General features: G+C 61.7%; 13 protein-coding genes and 1 riboswitch. Of the genes, 9 read left to right on the plus strand and 4 right to left on the minus strand.

Features of this window, described 5'->3' with window-relative positions; translation table 11 throughout:
• Positions 1 to 25 precede the first annotated feature (25 nt).
• On the plus strand, positions 26 to 904 hold the full coding sequence (locus tag HED64_RS13370; RefSeq protein WP_168152523.1) for a 3-hydroxyacyl-CoA dehydrogenase family protein: 879 nt from the start codon (positions 26 to 28) through the stop codon (positions 902 to 904).
• A gap of 11 nt (positions 905 to 915) precedes the next feature.
• Here HED64_RS13370 and HED64_RS13375 read toward each other — a convergent pair whose 3' ends face one another.
• Positions 916 to 1,347 (minus strand): pyridoxamine 5'-phosphate oxidase family protein, encoded by a 432-nt coding sequence (locus HED64_RS13375; protein WP_168152524.1) that lies wholly within the window; start codon positions 1,345 to 1,347, stop codon positions 916 to 918.
• Positions 1,348 to 1,394: 47 nt separating this feature from the next.
• Here HED64_RS13375 and HED64_RS13380 point away from each other — a divergent pair, with 47 nt between their 5' ends.
• Complete coding sequence (locus tag HED64_RS13380) at positions 1,395 to 2,552, plus strand: App1 family protein phosphatidate phosphatase (protein ID WP_245325983.1); 1,158 nt, start codon at positions 1,395 to 1,397, stop codon at positions 2,550 to 2,552.
• Positions 2,549 to 3,010 (plus strand): acyl-CoA thioesterase, encoded by a 462-nt coding sequence (locus HED64_RS13385; protein WP_168152525.1) that lies wholly within the window; start codon positions 2,549 to 2,551, stop codon positions 3,008 to 3,010. Before HED64_RS13380 ends, HED64_RS13385 begins: the two co-directional genes overlap by 4 nt.
• Here the strand turns inward: HED64_RS13385 and HED64_RS13390 are convergent.
• Positions 3,007 to 3,312: a hypothetical protein gene (locus tag HED64_RS13390; protein WP_168152526.1), complete on the minus strand. Its 306-nt coding sequence runs from the start codon at positions 3,310 to 3,312 to the stop codon at positions 3,007 to 3,009. The two genes, HED64_RS13385 and HED64_RS13390, sit on opposite strands and share 4 nt — an antisense overlap.
• A gap of 143 nt (positions 3,313 to 3,455) precedes the next feature.
• A riboswitch (SAM riboswitch) is annotated at positions 3,456 to 3,581 on the minus strand.
• A gap of 46 nt (positions 3,582 to 3,627) precedes the next feature.
• Here HED64_RS13390 and HED64_RS13395 point away from each other — a divergent pair.
• The 5 genes from HED64_RS13395 to xdhC all read left to right on the plus strand — a co-directional run bounded on the left by HED64_RS13395 (position 3,628) and on the right by xdhC (position 10,402).
• Positions 3,628 to 4,239 carry a histidine phosphatase family protein gene (locus HED64_RS13395; protein WP_168152527.1) on the plus strand — a complete coding sequence of 204 codons (612 nt, stop codon included), beginning with the start codon at positions 3,628 to 3,630 and terminating at the stop codon, positions 4,237 to 4,239.
• A 133-nt stretch (positions 4,240 to 4,372) separates the two neighbouring features.
• Positions 4,373 to 5,221 carry an SIP domain-containing protein gene (locus tag HED64_RS13400; RefSeq protein ID WP_168152528.1) on the plus strand — a complete coding sequence of 283 codons (849 nt, stop codon included), beginning with the start codon at positions 4,373 to 4,375 and terminating at the stop codon, positions 5,219 to 5,221.
• A gap of 491 nt (positions 5,222 to 5,712) precedes the next feature.
• Positions 5,713 to 7,218, plus strand: coding sequence for a xanthine dehydrogenase small subunit (locus HED64_RS13405; RefSeq protein WP_168152529.1), 1,506 nt, complete (start codon positions 5,713 to 5,715; stop codon positions 7,216 to 7,218).
• Positions 7,215 to 9,569, plus strand: a complete 2,355-nt coding sequence (xdhB, locus tag HED64_RS13410) for a xanthine dehydrogenase molybdopterin binding subunit (protein WP_168152530.1) — start codon at positions 7,215 to 7,217, stop codon at positions 9,567 to 9,569. Before HED64_RS13405 ends, xdhB begins: the two co-directional genes overlap by 4 nt.
• A gap of 2 nt (positions 9,570 to 9,571) precedes the next feature.
• Positions 9,572 to 10,402: a xanthine dehydrogenase accessory protein XdhC gene (xdhC, locus tag HED64_RS13415; RefSeq protein WP_168152531.1), complete on the plus strand. Its 831-nt coding sequence runs from the start codon at positions 9,572 to 9,574 to the stop codon at positions 10,400 to 10,402.
• A gap of 151 nt (positions 10,403 to 10,553) precedes the next feature.
• On the opposite strand, the gene HED64_RS13420 is transcribed toward xdhC, so the two are convergent.
• Both HED64_RS13420 and HED64_RS13425 read right to left on the minus strand, forming a co-directional pair.
• Positions 10,554 to 15,011, minus strand: coding sequence for an FtsK/SpoIIIE domain-containing protein (locus HED64_RS13420; protein WP_168152532.1), 4,458 nt, complete (start codon positions 15,009 to 15,011; stop codon positions 10,554 to 10,556).
• Complete coding sequence (locus HED64_RS13425) at positions 15,008 to 16,051, minus strand: RDD family protein (protein ID WP_168152533.1); 1,044 nt, start codon at positions 16,049 to 16,051, stop codon at positions 15,008 to 15,010. Before HED64_RS13425 ends, HED64_RS13420 begins: the two co-directional genes overlap by 4 nt.
• Positions 16,052 to 16,195: 144 nt before the next feature.
• Between HED64_RS13425 and HED64_RS13430 the strand changes: the two genes are divergently transcribed.
• Positions 16,196 to 16,483 (plus strand): WXG100 family type VII secretion target, encoded by a 288-nt coding sequence (locus HED64_RS13430; protein WP_168152534.1) that lies wholly within the window; start codon positions 16,196 to 16,198, stop codon positions 16,481 to 16,483.
• Positions 16,484 to 16,516 lie beyond the last annotated feature (33 nt).

Below are 16,516 nucleotides of genomic sequence, written 5' to 3' on the forward strand. Positions count from 1 at the left end.
AATCGACGATAGTACGGAGCCAAGAATGAGCGTAGAAAACAGCATCGAGAACATTTCCACCATCCTGGTCATTGGTGCCGGGACCATGGGACGGCAGATCGCCATGAGTGCCGCCTTGGCCGGGTTCAGCACGATCATTCAGGACATTTCCCAAGAGGGCCTGACCGCGGCGCGTACCGAACTTGAGGGCTGGGCCGCTTCCCGGGTCGCTAAGGGCAAGCTGGAACAAGGCGCCGCCACCGCCGCCCTGGATGCTCTGTCCTACAGCACCGACTTGGACTCCGCCGCGGCCAACGCGGACTTCGTGATCGAGGCAGCCACCGAGCGCCTTGACATCAAAACGGCGATCTTCGAGAAGCTCGGCGTCCTAGCTCCCGCTCACGCCATTCTGGCCACCAATTCTTCGACGCTGGGCTCATCTAAGGTGGCTGCGGCCACCGGCCGGCCCACGCAGGTCTGCAATATGCACTTCTTCAACCCCGCCCTGGTGATGAAGTGTGTGGAGGTGGTGCGCCACGAGGAAACGAGTGATGAGACGGTGGCCACCACCATGGAATTGGCACGGCGACTGGGCAAGGAACCGGTGCTGATCAACCGCGAGATTCCCGGATTTATTGCCAACCGACTAGTGGGTGCCATCCAGCGTGAGGCGCTTTTCTTGGCCGATTCGGGGATCGCTAGCATCGAAGACATCGACACGACTGCCCGCACCGCGTTGGGTCACCCGATGGGACCCTTTGCGTTGATGGACATGGTGGGCCTCGATGTCATCGACTTCATTGCTCAGGCCACCCATGCGGAGACTGGAGCGGACACCGATGCCCCCAACCAGCGTGTTGCTGCTTTGGTTGCCGAGGGCAAGCTGGGACGCAAATCGGGCGCAGGGTTCTACGACTACAAATAAGAAAGCGGCGCTCAGAAGCTTTCGGGCTGTGCGCCGAAAATGAAGTGCCGCCCGGAGATGTTGGTGGCCTCGATCTTTACCCAGCTCTCCTTCTGCGTAGGCGTCCAGGGGGACACTCCGGTGGCCCGCGCGATCTCAATTTCGGCTTCGGTTTGAAGTTGGCGCGCGGTGCCATGGACAACCACCGACCAGGCTTCGTCCGAAAGTATGCCGTCGGCTTCGAAAGCCACCGTATCGTGCACCGTCAACGCCGCGAGCTTTTCGCCCGGGGCTGTGCGAATGTAGATGGTCCGTTCGGAAACACCGAAATTCAACGGGAAGATATCGACCGCGCCACCCACTGCCGTGGCAAGCCGTCCGTGGCTGGTGTGCTCCAGCAGATTCCACGACTGTTCGGGGGTTAAATCCAGGACGGGCTTATCTGCATCATGGTCAAACATCATGTGAACAGTATTCTACGCATTGTAGAAAAATACTAGAGGTGGGGCGGATGCATCTCAATACGCCCCGGCGAGTCATCCTTCCGATCCACCGCCTGCCCGCGCATCGTGAAAGACTGGGCATCATGGTCAAGGATTCAGGAGTTGAGCGTGCCCGGCACATCGCCGCACGTTTCGAGGACCGCGCCCACGAGTTGCGGGCAGCGCGGGCACGTCAACGCGGATGGGTCGCCACCGTGCTGCCCTATACCGGATACGGCCTTTCCGCCACCGACGGCGGATGGGTGCGGATCTTGGCCCGGGTGGTTTTGGCCAAGCCGGGCGCCTTCGAGGATGGCCCGCATCGGGCCAAAGCGATTGCCGACGGCGTGCGAGGCTGGCGCAACTTTACCTCACCGATCGTTCCTAACGGCCGGGTTGAAGTGCAGATCAACGGCGAGCGCTTCGAGGTGCAGGCCGACCGCGGGGGAGTACTTGATGTCCGAGTAGCGGCAACGCTTTCTCCGGGGTGGAACACCGTTACGCTTTTGGCTGAGGGACGCTCGGCGGTCAGTGCCCCGGTCTTGATGGTTGATGCTGCCCAAGAATTCGCCGTGCTCTCCGATGTGGATGACACGGTCGTGGTCACCGCGTTGCCCAGGCCGCTGCTGGCCGCCTGGAATTCATTTGTACTCTCCGAGCATGCCCGGCTGGCCACCCCCGGGATGCCGGTGATGATGGACCGGCTGATCCATGACAAGGACGGCGCCCCCACCTTCTACCTTTCCACCGGTGCCTGGAACGTGGCACAGACGCTCACCCGCTTCCTTTCGCGGAACCTGTACCCGCAGGGTCCGCTACTGCTGACCGATTGGGGACCGACCGAGCGCGGCTGGTTCCGTTCGGGTATGCAACACAAGGCGGATCAACTGCGCCGTTTGGCCTCCGAATTCCCGAAGCTGAAGTGGCTCCTGATTGGCGACGATGGCCAACACGATCCATATCTCTACGCGGAGTTTGCCAGGCGTTATCCGGAGCACGTCGCTGCCATCGTGATTCGGCAGTTGAGCCCCTCCGAGGCGGTGCTGGCCGGTGGACGTAGCCAAGGAATTCTCAACTCGACTCCCGGGGTTCCCTGGGTTTATGAGCCGGACGGCTCACGTATTGCTGCGCGACTTGAAGCGTTGGGCATCATGGGCCCCATCGACACTCCGGGAAATGCTGCGTGAATCGGAAGAGTCTGCGCGTTGAGGTCCCCATGCGCTGGGGTGACATGGATGCGTACGGGCATATCAACAACGTGAATCTGGTCCGCATGATGGAAGAGGCGCGTATCGCCGGGTTTGGTGTACCCGGAGGCACCGGCAAGCCGGGTATGGCACCCCAAACGGATTTGTTTTCCAGCGTCCCGGAGAACACCCAAATCTTGGTGGTGGAACACCGCGTTCGCTACCTCAAGCCTCTTGATTACCGCAATGTGCCGGCGCACGTAGATTTGTGGATCAGCACCATCAAGGGCGCCAGCTTTGACATCTGTTATGAATTCCATGACCCCGTGGACGGCGGGGTGTGCGTCCGCGCCACCACAACGCTGGCGTTCTTTTCCGTGGATGAGAAGCGGCTGCTCCGGTTGAGCCCCGAGAATAAGGACGCGCTGGCGCGTTTTTCTGCCGATCCGATTTTCTAGGACAGCTGCAAGTCTGCGGTCAACGATTCGAAGTCCCGGGCGAGCTCCGGATCTCTGTCGAAAATGCAGGCCGTCAGCGGTTCGGTGCTGAAGGAAAAGTAGCGAAGCCCGGCGCTGTGCCGCGGATCGGCCGGCAACGCGATGGCGCCATTATGGAAGTTAACCCGCCCGAGTGAGACCCCTGGTGTGCGGAACGGGGCAATCCGCAGCAACTGGTTGATGGCGGCAATGTCGTGGCTGAAAACCTGGTGCTGAGTCCCGCCCGCAAAGATGTGCAGGATCAATCCCTGAGTCAAAGTCATAACAACCTCAATATCTGCCGGCGCCCACAATGTGGGGCGTGCCATGAGGCTACGGACCGCGCGCGGATTACCGCGGTGGCCCGGGTGAAAAGAGGTGCAGGAGTCGGAGTGGATTCCGTGAGTGCGCAAGTGCTGGCGCCTTTCGTGTGCTCTTGTCCCCAAGGCAGCGGCTGCTGCCAGGACCGCTTCGTCATCCGAACCACCCGTGAAGCATGGGGTTGGTGTGTACGCCGGGTCGGAGCCCAAAATCTGGCGTGCATCTCGTGAAGCTGGTTTTAGCATACCAAAAGCTCTCCGACACTTTAGAGTGATGAAATGAAACTCATCTTGATTCGTCACGGGCAGACGGCCTCGAACGTGGCTCAAGCCTTGGATACTTCTGCGCCGGGAGCACCGTTGGATGAGACGGGGCTGGCCCAAGCCCAGCGTCTGGTGGCACGCTTGGAAACCGAGCTTGGTGAGATTGATGCGGTGTATTCCTCTAGTTTGTTGCGCGCGAAGATGACGGCTGCGCCTTTGGCTGCGGCGCGCGGGCTGATGGTGGCCGAGCACGCGGGTCTGACGGAAATCTCCGCTGGCGAACTGGAAATGCGCAATGACCGTGATGCTCAATTGGCCTATCGCGAGGTCTTCTTCCGCTGGTTATCGGGGGACCTGGCGGCAAAGGTGCCCGGCGGCGAGGACGCTCGCAACGCCCTGGATCGCTTCGACGCGGTCATTGAGCAGGCCAAGGCGGCCGGCACCGGGAAGCTGGTGGTGGTCAGCCATGCTGCCATGCTGATGACCTGGCTTTCGGCGCGGAGCGCCAACTTCGACTTCGGACTGCTTTCTCCGATTCCGCTGGCAAACACCGGAGTAGTAACCCTTGAAAGCGCACCGGGGGCGAGCTGGAGACTGCGCAGCTGGCAGGATCGAGTGCTTGACTAGCGGCATGCTTGAATCGCCTCGATCAGCTGAATGACGGTGGTGTGGGTCGGGTGCATGACCTCGGTATTGGCTTGGTCGATGGTCAGTCGATTAGAGTAGGTTTACCTTCCCTAATCCAAGAAAGCGGTCATTAGTGAGTACGCAACGTTCGACACGTCCGGTTCGGCCCCAGGTAGTTCTCGAGGTTTTGGCCAGCGAGCAGTTGTCCGAGCACATGGTGCGACTGACTTTCGGCGGGCCGGGTTTCACGAATTTCCAGGACAAAGTCGTCTCGGACCGTTACGTAAAGATCCTCTTCGCCAAGCCAGCACTTGGTCTGGTGCCCCCGTATGACCTCGATGCCTTGCGTGAGCAGTTGGCACCGGAAGACTTCCCGGTCCGCCGCACCTACACCCTGCGCCGTGTGGATCTTGAAGCGCAGACGGTGCAGATCGACTTTGTCATCCACGGCGATCAGGGACTTGCGGGTCCATGGGCGCAGAATGCCAAGCTTGGCGATCAGATCTGCTTCACCAGCCCCGGCGGTCTCTACGCACCCGACCCAGCATTCGACCGTCACCTGCTCATTGGCGACGAGACGGCCCTTCCAGCGATTTCCGCAGCCGTCGAGGATATGACCCCGGAGATGATCGGGGACATCTATCTTGAGGTCTCCGGACCCGAGGACGAAGTCCACCTGGATGTGCCGAACGGCGTTACCTTGCATTGGCTGCACCGCGGCGGCTATTACACCCCGGAAAGCACCAAGCTCGAGGAAACGGTGCGCAACGCCGAATGGCACGAAGGGACCGTCCAAGTCTTTGCCCATGGTGAGCGTGAAACCATGAAATCGCTTCGGGCTTACCTCAACGGCGAGCGCGGAGTAGACCGCAAGGCCATGTCGCTATCCGCTTACTGGGCCTACGGTCGCGCCGAGGATGAGTTCCAAGCCGAAAAGAAGTCGCCCATCGGACAGATCTTCCCCGAGGCACTCACCGCCTAAGTCGAGCAGGGGTCAGCCGGCTTTGAAGGACGTTCAGGCCGTAGCCCCTGCCGTCGTGATGTACGAATGCAGGTACCCAAGAAGGCAAAGTTGTTACACGGGCTTGGTGCGCTGGATAGCTGACTGTTGTCCGTTCCCTGCCTTGTGCGGCCGGGTTCTTGGTGTAGTTTGCCCGCGGATCGATCACCGCGCTACGTGCTTGACCTGATCACGATCAAAAGTTGACATTACTTGCTGTGATGCACTTCACTTGGGATGAATGGGCTTGAATTTCCGTGAACCGACATCTGGAGGCTAATCATGGCTGGATGTGTCGCCTGGTCTAAGGGACAGATCGCGCACGGAGATTAATCGCTGCCGCACTCGGAAGCATCGCCCTCCGCGCGTTGTTCACCGAGCGTTTCCACGGGATGTACCCCGACGGAAACTAGGCCACCATCCGAATCGTTCACATTGAGCCCGAGCCCTCAGTCGCAGGAGGTGTCAGCGGCATGACCGCCGAGACAACGGAAAGATCGAGCTGTCGAATAACCGTCAACGGAACCGTCCATGAATTCGATGGCCCACCGCATACCAACGCGCTAGATTTCCTGCGTGGCGAAGGGCTTATCGGTTGCAAGGAGGGATGCGCCGAGGGTGAATGCGGCGCCTGCTCGATCCTCGTGGCTCGCAGCGACGGGCAGGGGACCCGCTGGACGGCGTTGAACGCCTGCCTGATGCCCGCCGCGTCGCTCGATGGCCAGGAAGTGATCACTTCAGAAGGCCTCGGTAGCGTGGAAAACCTGCATCCGGTGCAGGAAGAAATGGCCAATCGCGGTGGATCCCAGTGCGGTTATTGCACCCCCGGATTCGTCTGCTCCATGGCCGCGGAATACTACCGCCCGGAGCGAAACTCCAACACCGCAGACAGCGCGGATCACGGCGAGGCGCACCGGTGGGGTCCCAATGGATTCGATCTGCACTCACTTTCCGGGAACTTGTGCCGCTGCACCGGGTATCGGCCCATCCGTGATGCGGCTTATGCTTTGGGCGCACCGGATGCACAGGACGTGCTGGCTGCCCGGCGTGAACTAGCTGCACCGGCGGCGGTGTCCACCGATATCAAGCGTGCTGACACGCCCACCGGAACGATTGGCCGCTTCAGGCGTCCCGCCAGCTTGGACGAGGCGCTCAGTATTCTGGCCGCAGAACCCGAAACTCTGCTCGTGGCCGGGGGCACCGACTGGGGCGTTGAAGTAAATATCAAGGGCGCACGTGCCCGATCGATACTGGCCATCGACAGGCTTACCGACTTGCGCCAGATTCACTTCACCGCAGATTATATCGAGCTCGGAGCAACGTGCACGCTCAGTGAGATCGAACGTCTTTTGGCCGGAAAGATCCCTCTATTGGGCAAACTCTTCCCGCAGTTCGCCTCCAGATTGATCCGAAATGGAGCCACCATTGGTGGCAATTTGGGTACCGCTTCGCCTATTGGAGATACCCCTCCGGCGCTGCTAGCGCTGGAGGCAGAGCTCGTGTTGGGCAGCGCCGCGGGGAATCGCATTGTGCCGCTAGCGCAGTACTTCACCGGTTATCGGCAGACCGTGCGCGCCGCTGGGGAACTGATCACCGCAGTTCGCATCCCACTGCCGCTGGCACCACTAACCAGTTTCCAGAAGATTTCCAAACGACGCTTTGACGATATCTCCAGTGTGGCCATCGGCTATGCGGTGACCATCGAAAACAATCACATCACCAAGGCGCGCATTGGCTTGGGGGGAGTGGCAGCCACCCCGTTAAGGGCTATGGCAACTGAAGCTGCCTTGGAGGGCCAAGAATGGTGTTTGGACACCATCAATGCTGCCGCCGAAGTGATGGCGCTGGAGGGGACTCCGATGGATGACCTTCGCGCCAGCTCAAGCTACCGAAAAGCCATGCTGAAGTCATCGCTCGAACGTTTTTTCGCCGAACAGTTGCTGCATTCCGCCAAAGCCAACGGGGAGCGGAGCTCATGAGTCACCTATCTCATCGCCCTGCCTCGGCCATTGTTGGTCAGAGTCAGCGACACGAGTCAGCGACCGAACATGTCACCGGCACCGCGCTCTACACCGATGATCTGGATCAAAGATTCACTGGGGTGCTCCACGCCTACCCGGTACAGTCCACGCACGCGCACGCGAAAATACTCAACCTCGACACCACCGGGGCCAGTGCCATCCCGGGGGTCGTGCGTGTCATTACGGCCGCAGATATTCCGGGTGTTAATGACCAAGGCGCCAAACACGATGAGCCCATGCTTCCCACCGATGAGGTGATGTTCTACGGCCAACCGGTGGCCTGGGTGCTCGGTGAAGACCTGGAAGCCGCCAAGGCTGGAGCCAACACAATCAACGTGGAGTATGAACCACGCCAATCCTTAATCACCATCCAGGAGGCCATTGCCGCACAGAGCTTCCACGGTATGAGTCCAAAAATTGAAAAAGGAGATCTCGATGGAGCGTTTGCCGACGCGGCTCACATTTTTGAGGGGGACTTTGAATTCTCCGGCCAAGAGCATTTTTATCTAGAGACACAGAACTCGCTCGCGCTCATTGATGAGTCTGGCCAAATAATGATTCATTGCTCCACCCAGCACCCCACCGAGACCCAGGGAATTGTCTCTCATGTGCTCGGCATCCCGGCCCATCAAGTGACAGTGCAAGTGTTGCGGATGGGTGGCGGGTTCGGTGGCAAAGAAATGCAGCCGCATGGCTACGCCGCCGTGGCCGCGCTGGGCGCGGTACTCACCGGGCGTCCGGTTCGGGTTCGCTTGAACCGCACCTTGGATATGACTATGACCGGCAAACGTCATGGGTTCTACGCGACGTGGAGGATCGGCTTCGACGCAGAAGGCAAGATTTTGGCTTTAGATGCCAGCCTCACCGCGGATGGTGGCTGGAGCCTTGATCTGTCCGAGCCGGTACTCACCCGTGCTATGTGCCATATCGACAACGGCTACTGGATCCCAAATATCCGTGTGCTCGGACGCGTTGCCAAATGCCATAAGACGTCGCAAACTGCATTCCGTGGCTTTGGAGGGCCGCAGGGGATGCTAGTGATGGAGGACATTTTGGGGCGGGTCGCACCGCAGCTAGGAATCGATGCGCGTGAGCTGAGGCGGCGCAATTTCTACACACAGGCTCAAGACACCCCGTACTACCAACCGGTGCGACATCCCGAACGACTCGCAGTGGCTTGGCAACAGGTGCTTGAATCGGCCGAGATTGCGCAACGAGAGGCTGAAATTAGCGAATTTAACGCGCGCAGTGAATACGCCAAACGGGCACTGGCCCTCACCCCGGTAAAGTTCGGGATCTCCTTCAACCTCACCGCCTTTAACCAAGCTGGTGCCCTGGTGCTGGTTTACAAGGACGGATCGGTGTTGCTGAACCATGGTGGCACCGAGATGGGGCAGGGACTGCACACCAAGATGCTGCAGGTCGCCGCCACAGCCTTGGGAGTGCCCATAGAAAAGGTGCGCAATGTTCCCACTCGGACGGACAAGGTGCCCAATACCTCGGCGACCGCCGCCAGCTCCAGTAGCGATCTCAACGGCGGTGCCGTGAAGGACGCCTGCGAGCAGATCCGGAATCGGCTTGCGCCGATTGCCGCTGGCTTACTCGGAGTCTCATCCCATGACGTTCGATTCGGCAACGGACGGATCAGCGCACTGGGCAAGAGCCAGGAACTGAGCTGGGAAAAGATTGTACAAGAGGCCTACTTCCAGCGCGTCCAGCTCTCGGCCGCCGGGTTCTACCGTACCGAGGGACTGCATTGGGACTTGAGTCAGATGTCGGGCTGCCCGTTCAAATACTTCGTTTACGGGGTGGCTGCCAGCGAGGTCGAAGTCAGCCGCTTTGACGGCTCCTACACGCTTCGCCGGGTCGACATCGTCCACGACGTCGGGGACTCTTTGTCGCCGCTGGTGGATCTGGGGCAAATTGAAGGCGGATTTGTGCAGGGCACCGGATGGCTGACCCTTGAAGATCTGCGGTGGGATACCTCCGACGGTCCGGGACGCGGACGAGTGGCAACTCAGGCGGCGAGTACCTATAAGATTCCCAGCTTTTCCGAGATGCCCGAGATCTTCAACGTTTCACTGTTGGACAAAGCCCATGAAGATGGTGCGGTGTACGGTTCCAAAGCGGTTGGCGAACCACCACTGATGTTGGCACTTTCGGTCCGTGAAGCACTCCGGCAGGCCGTCGCGGCGTTTGGTCCCGATGGCTGCTCGGTGGAGCTCGCCTCCCCGGCCACTCCGGAATCGGTGTTCTGGGCCATCGAATCAGTTCGTGAACACGGTGGGGCCAAGGACAAGAGGCAATAGCCATGTCATGGATTGAGGCGGTAACGGCGCTGCGTCTCCAACGGCGCCCGGCGGTGATGCTTACCATCGTCGCCGTGCGTGGCCACGCGCCACGTGCAGCCGGGACAAAGATGGTGATCGCCGACGACGAAATTTTCGGCACCATTGGCGGCGGCAACCTGGAGATGACGGCCATGAGACGGGCCCGCGAAATGATTGGCTGCGGCGAGCAGGAGCCGCAGAGTTTGACCCTGCGGCTGAATGACAAGACCCCCGCAACCTATGGTCGGCAATGTTGTGGAGGAGAAGTGAGTCTCTTGCTCGAGCCCTTGCCGGTACCGCAATCGGTGGCGATCTTTGGTGTCGGAAACGTCGGAATGGAGCTGGCCCGAATACTTTCCCGGCACGATCTTGACCTGTACTTGACCGATTCCCGTCCCGAATTCCTCGACGAACTAGTTGTTCTAAAACCCAGCGTGGCTCGGGTTCATGCGCAGGCCGCGGTGCTGGGGGAACAGATCTTGAGTTCCCTGCCAGCAGGCACCCACGTGCTGATCATGACCCATGATCACGCCGAGGACTTCCATCTGTGTGATGCATCCTTGCGCCATCTGGAGCTTGGCTCCATCGGCTTGATCGGATCGCGCGCCAAGTGGGTGCGTTTTCAGAAGAACCTTGGCCAAAGCGGCCACGCGCCGGAACTGATTGACCGGATCGATTGCCCCATCGGGCTGCCCGAGATTGTCGGAAAGGATCCGGCCGTCATCGCCGTAAGCGTTGCCGCGCACCTGCTGCAACGGATGAACCCTGAACCGCTAACTCATCACAGACGCCCCATCACGGCAGCCATATAGCCAGCAGGGGACATAGCAGCATGCGCTCCAGGCGGTTCATTTGGCGCATCCCACCGCCGCCATCCACGCCACCGTGTATTCGGCTTTTGCGAGGGGCGGCGCTGACCGGCAGCCACGCATGCGTGGCCGCCGGCTCCGGATCCAGAAGCGTCTATTGATCTACCAAGGCAACATGGACCAGCGCGCGCTGGCCGTTTTGGACCATGAAGCCGCGGCCCGGCGGGAATTCATGGCGCTTGACGCGGGGGAAAGGCACCTTGAAGATCGATTCGCCGTCGTAGCCATCGGGCTTGAGCACCAGGCCATGCCGGTTGGACTTCAGCTCGCCGAGCAGCCCGAAACTGGAGGAGAACTGATTAACATCCCCGTCGGCCACCAGGAAGTGGTCGCTGAGATTGATGGCCTTGATCAGTTCCTTCAGCGGACGTTCGGCATCCGAATCGGCAAACTCGCTGATATTCTCCACCACAAACACGATCTTGCCCGGCATGGATTCGTCCGTGACGATTTCCAGCATGTCCTTGGCGAAGCGCCGCGTTTCCTCGGGCCCGGAGACAGCGCCGTTCCAGGTCCGCCAGCTGCGCAGCTCGGCACGACGCCCGCCGAGGTGGAAGAACTGGGTCGCCGGATTCGCCCGTGCCAGGGCCGTGACCATGGCGCGCAGGGCATTGGTCTTGCCGCTTTGCGGCGGGCCGACGACGAGGAACGTGCCAACCGACTCGAATCCGCACGGGCCCAGCGTCATATCGGACAGGCCGATCACCGGCTGCCCATTGGCGGAGTCCGGCAATTCGGAGGCCTCGAAGGACTGCGGGAGCGCCTCGACTCCGGCAGCATGCGGGACGCCGGCGGCGCGTAGCTCCTCGGCCCATGCAGTAGTCAGCGCCGTCTGTTCGGCCACGTTAGCGGTACCGCCCAAGACTGCGATCTGCGCCTCGTGGCCCTTGATGACTGCTCGTCCCGGTGCACTGCGTTCGGTGAGTACATCTTTTGGCACGCCCAGCACGCTGTAGGCCTGTTCGTCCGCCATACGCAGCACCACTCGCTGGGTGATATTTGCGCTGATGGCGGTAGGTACGGCGCCGAAGCGGTCGGCGGTCGTGATCACGTGCACGCCCAGCGGCCGACCCTCACCCACAATCCGCATGAACACTTGGTAGAACTCGCTGCGTCCGTGGCCCAATTCCCAGTCGCTGCGGAACTGGCCGAACCCGTCGATCAGCACGAAAATGCGCGGTTCGGCCAGATCCCCGGTCACCTGGCGGTATTCGCTCAAGGAAGCGGCGTTCGCGGCGGCGTAGCGAGCTGAACGGTCATCTAGGTGTGTGGCCAGAGTGCGGAAAAGACGCTGGATGCGCTCCACATCATCCCCACCGAGCACCGCGCCAACGTGCGGCATGGGGGAGAGTGAACGCAGAGAACTGGTACCGAATTCCAGCGCGTACACGGCTGCCGCACCGGCCCCCGGATTGGCGCCGGCGGCGATGGCGATACTGCGCAAGGTAGCGGACTTGCCGGAACCGGAAGTGCCGTAGATCAGTAGATGCCCGTCGGTGTCCGGCTCGAAGAACGCGGTTTCCTGGGCTTGGTGCTCGGGGATATCGGCCAGGGCCAGCGGGATCTTGCTGTCACTGTCCGCGTTCAGTTCACGCAGGTCGATCGTGGTCGACAAGTCATCTAGCCAGGGGCGCCGCGGTGCCGGGATTGACGCGTCGTTTGCCGCAGCGATAAAGCTGGTGACCAAGAGCTTTTGATCATTCGGTCCGCTGTTCTCCTCGAGATTGGGAGACTGGGACTCGGGCTGTTCCCACACCCGGGTGCCGCCGAAGCGCAGGTCTTCGACGCGCACCTCGGCTTGTTCGGGTTCGTCGGTGGTCCAACCGCCGGCGTACCCGCTTTGGAAGGGGATGAGCCGTCCCGGGCCGGTTTTGGCAATGCCGCGCCCGGGAAGGGAGGGATCGAAGCCCGCAGCGATGGGATCCTCCACGACATCGTTGGAATCCGCGGCGTCGGCCATGCGCAATGCCACACGCAAGTTGGTGTTGGCGCGCAGATTGTCCTTGATTACCCCGGCTGGGCGCTGCGTGGCCAGGATCAGGTGGATGCCCAGCGAACGGCCGCGCTGGGCGATGTCCACCACGCCCTCCACGAATTCGGGAACATCCCCGGCCAGGGCCGCGAACTCATCGATCACCAGGACCAAGGCCGGAGGCGTCTGTGGGTCCTGCCGCTTTTCCAGCTCCAGCAGGTCCTTGGCCTTCTTCCGGTGGAAGAGCTTCTCGCGGTGGTGTAGCTCGGCGCGCAGACTCATCAGCGCGCGGCGGACCAGGTGCGGGGACAGGTCCGTGACCAGCCCGACGCAGTGGGGCAAATCCACGCAATCGGCGAATGCCGAACCGCCTTTGTAGTCCACGAACAGGAAGGTGACCCGGTCGGGGCTGTATTCGGCGGCCATCGCCAGCACCCAGGCCTGCAGGAACTCGGACTTGCCTGAGCCCGTGGTGCCGCCAACCAGGGCGTGAGGCCCCTGGGTGCGCAGGTCCAAGCTCATCGCATCGGGGGTGCCCTGCCCGATAAAGGCGCGCAGAGTTCCGGCACGTTTCAGCCGCGGCAGCGACCCGGCTTCTGCCGCGCGATCGATGACCGAATTATTCTGCCGCCACCTCTCGAGCACCGCGGCGGGAGACTCGGCCAAATCCGTGCCCAAGATTCGCAGCAGGGACACGGAATCGGGGATGTCCGAGGCGTCCGGGATCAGCGAGCTGGAGTCCACCACGGGGGCCAGCCGCCGAGCGAAGTGTTCCGCGTGTTCGCGGGAGACTCCTTCCATGGCGACCTGGCGGACTTCCTCGCCTGCGCGCACCCAGCCGACTCTCGCCTGTTCAAGTCCCTCGGAGACATCGACGAAGGTGCGGCAGGAGGCGGGCAGTGATTCGAGCGTCGGGGCGACAAAGATGGTGTAGATGCCGACCTCCGGCCCTCGTTCGATGACTTGGGAGAGCCGGGCGCGATCCACCGGGGCATCGTTGGTGACGAACAGGACCAGGGAAAGGTCCTTGGCACGCGAGGACTTGTCGGTGTGGTCCCCGACGGCCTTGCCCAGCTCCATGGAGGTGGCCGGGACAGCCAGCGGCCCCAAGCGGTATGACCCTTCCTGGCTGCGCAGGGAAATGAGTTCTTCTAGGGCGTTGAGCAGCACGGTGCCCGAGGTCTGGGTATCGGCCAGGGCCACCTGGGCCAGCGGGGAGCGCGGGCCGGTGGTGTGCGGCAGCCACTTGAACCACTCCATGTCATCGGTCCAGGCGGGGTCGATGATGGCGGCGGTGCACAGGTCATTGGGCGCATGCAGGCCGAAGAGTTGCACGGCCAGTGCCCGTAGCGCGTCCGCGGATTGCACGCGGGGTCCGGCGATGCCGATCGCCCCGGCCGAGGGCAGCAGCTCGATGACCGGCACGTCGTCGATCATCCGGTATTTCTCCGTCAGCTCCTCGACCCGCTGCACGTAGTCCTGCAGCCCGGCACGGTCGTGTAGCTCGGTGACCGAGTTGCGGCTGGCCGCGCGCCCGGAGCCCAGACGCAGAGACAGGAAATTCCAGTGTTCCGGGCGCCGAGTCCACAGCAGCGGGCCGAGAGCCTCAGCCTGGTCGTACACGGTGGCCGTGGCGGGCGCTTCGCTGCGCCGGTGGGCTCGTTCGGCTTGTTCTCCGGTGAATAGCTCGTCTTCGAGCTGCTCGAACTGTCGCTCGAAGGTCTCAATTTCCAGGCGCAACTTGTTGTTGTTCTGGGTGCGCTGGCCGATCAGGTTGCCGAGCATCATCAGCGGTGAAACCAGCACCACGATCAGGGAGAGAGTCCGCTGGGTGAAAGCGAAGATCGTCAGGCCCATGATCAGTGGGGCGAAGATCATCGGCCAGGGGAAGAGCCTCGGTGAGGCCTCCTGGGGGATGGCCGGGTGGTTCAATTCCTTGCCCGGATAGCGGATCTCGACCCGCGGAGAACGGTTGAAGTTGATCGAACCGCCCTTCTCGTAGACCGGGGACTCGCGTGTGTTGTGCCCGGTCAGCAGCTCGAAGTAGACGTCCGTGGCGCCCAGGGTGATCAGCTGTCCGGGGATGACCGCCAGACGCTGCACCAGCCCGCCGTCCACCAAGATCCCGTTGGCCGAGTTGAGGTCCACCAGCTCGATCCTGTTGCCGACCTCGATGCGCGCATGTCTGGTGGAAACCAAACGGTCGTTCAAAAAGACGGTGGCTTGTTCCGACCGCCCCAGCGTTGAGGTTCCGGCGGACAGCGCGTAGGCCATGCCAGCGTCGGGCCCGCTGGCTACCCGCAGTACCGCGGCGGCCGATCCGCCGGAGACGAAGGCATCGGTGGTCGGAACCACCTCGATGGTAAATCCGGAGCCTAACTCCGCCTCGGCGAGCGGGGTCTGCGGGTCCAGCTGCACCGAGGCGGTTCCGGCCGCGGTGGCCAGCAGCGTGGGGTGTTCCGGGGCCTGATCCCGTGCGAGCGCCCGGGCCGCGTCGCCGACGGTGGCCGTGGCGTCGCAGGTTAATACGACGTCGACGGTGCTGGAGTCGTGGCGCCTGAGCGTGGCCTTGATTTTCACTTCTCGGTCTCCTGGAAGGTGATGCGGAACGTGCGGCTGCCGACCTGGACGATGTCGCCGTCATTCAGTAGCGCTCGGGTGTGCGCCGGCACGTTGTGTGGCCGGCCCGAAGCGGGGGTGACCTGGGTGCCGTTGCTGGAAGCCAAGTCCATGATCCACACGTCCGCCCCATCACTGCCAAAGGACAGATGGGTCTTGGACAGTAAGCGCTCGGGGTCCTTCAATGGAATCAGCAAGGTGCGGGGATCAGCGCTCTCCGCCACCGGAGCACGGCCGATCAGCCCGGTTTCGGGGACCGGGACGTAGGACCCGTCGTCGAAGGCCAAGGCTGCCCGGCGGACCACCTGCGTGCCGCTGCCCGCTGCCGCGTGCCAGTCGCTGTTCCGTGCCCCGACGATCCCGGCACTGGAGCGTGGGCGTGGAGGCAGAGCGGCTTCTTCGACGGAGGCGCCGTGAGTCAATGTACCCAACTTGGGCAGGTGCTCGGAGTTGTCGCGGTCGGGGCGGGTGAGCAGATATTCGGCGCGGGCAAGAACCCGCTCATTGGTGGAGTCGATTCCGCTGCGCAAGTCGAGCACATAGCTGCCCGTCAGCTTATCCAACCAGCCGCGACGATGCTGGCGATCGAACAGGCAGGAGAGCAGCAACAAAACCGGGCCGAACACCGGGACCAGGTGGCTGGCAAGGAATACCAAGGCTGCACCGAAAACCCGCGGGAAGCCCGGTGCTGCGAAATCGGCAAGGCGCACGGCCCGCAGTCGCATTGCGGCCTTGCCAGGGGAGCTTCCCTTGCGACTGTTTAGGCTCAGCAAGACGATCAGGTAGACGACCAGCAGCAAAGCGCTGGTCCCACTTAGGACCAGCGGGACCACCGAGTATTGCTTCGTAACAAGGTAAATCAGGTACCCGATGCCGGCCGGGAGTAGGGCGGCGAGCGACACAGCGTAGTCGATGACATAGGACCAGACACGCAGGCGAGCATTGGCCGGTCGCATCCCGAGTTCGTGGGCCTTGGCAAGGGAAAATGCTACGGCGTCCATATGACCTTTCTACGTTAACCGGGTGCGGATCCGCTACGGGGAGTTCTACCCATTGGATAAAACCAGTTGTCACATTAGCGTAGATTGAGTACGAATCGGAGCGGCCCGGCGATAGGGCCTGTCGAAGTGTGAGGGAGCATTGTTGTGAGCGATTTCAAGGCAAATTACGGCGAGATGGAAGCCATGGCCTCCAAATTGGATACCGGGCGCGATGATCTGGACGGCGTGCTGGAACAGCTGCAGTCCAGTGTGGACAAGTTGCTGGGCGACGACTTCACCACGGAGCATGCTTCGGGCCAGTTCGGCGAGGGTTACAAGGAACTGAATGACGGACTGAAGCGGGCATTTGACGGCATTAACGACATGGCAATCGCCTTGCGCGACATGATGGAGCAGATCCAGGATACTGACCGTTCCATGGCAGGCAAGTAGATCCTCGTATAACTGGGTCATGTGGTCGTCTTT

Source organism: Paeniglutamicibacter terrestris (assembly GCF_012271785.1).
GTDB lineage: Bacteria > Actinomycetota > Actinomycetes > Actinomycetales > Micrococcaceae > Paeniglutamicibacter > Paeniglutamicibacter terrestris.

Bases quoted from the DNA above. Each gene is read 5' to 3' on its own strand.
- HED64_RS13370 (WP_168152523.1), top strand. From the start codon at position 26: ATGAGCGTAGAAAACAGCATCGAGAACATTTCCACCATCCTGGTCATT.
- HED64_RS13375 (WP_168152524.1), bottom strand. From the start codon at position 1,347: ATGATGTTTGACCATGATGCAGATAAGCCCGTCCTGGATTTAACCCCC.
- HED64_RS13380 (WP_245325983.1), top strand. From the start codon at position 1,395: ATGCATCTCAATACGCCCCGGCGAGTCATCCTTCCGATCCACCGCCTG.
- HED64_RS13390 (WP_168152526.1), bottom strand. From the start codon at position 3,312: ATGACTTTGACTCAGGGATTGATCCTGCACATCTTTGCGGGCGGGACT.
- HED64_RS13395 (WP_168152527.1), top strand. From the start codon at position 3,628: ATGAAACTCATCTTGATTCGTCACGGGCAGACGGCCTCGAACGTGGCT.
- HED64_RS13405 (WP_168152529.1), top strand. From the start codon at position 5,713: ATGACCGCCGAGACAACGGAAAGATCGAGCTGTCGAATAACCGTCAAC.
- xdhB (WP_168152530.1), top strand. From the start codon at position 7,215: ATGAGTCACCTATCTCATCGCCCTGCCTCGGCCATTGTTGGTCAGAGT.
- xdhC (WP_168152531.1), top strand. From the start codon at position 9,572: ATGTCATGGATTGAGGCGGTAACGGCGCTGCGTCTCCAACGGCGCCCG.
- HED64_RS13425 (WP_168152533.1), bottom strand. From the start codon at position 16,051: ATGGACGCCGTAGCATTTTCCCTTGCCAAGGCCCACGAACTCGGGATG.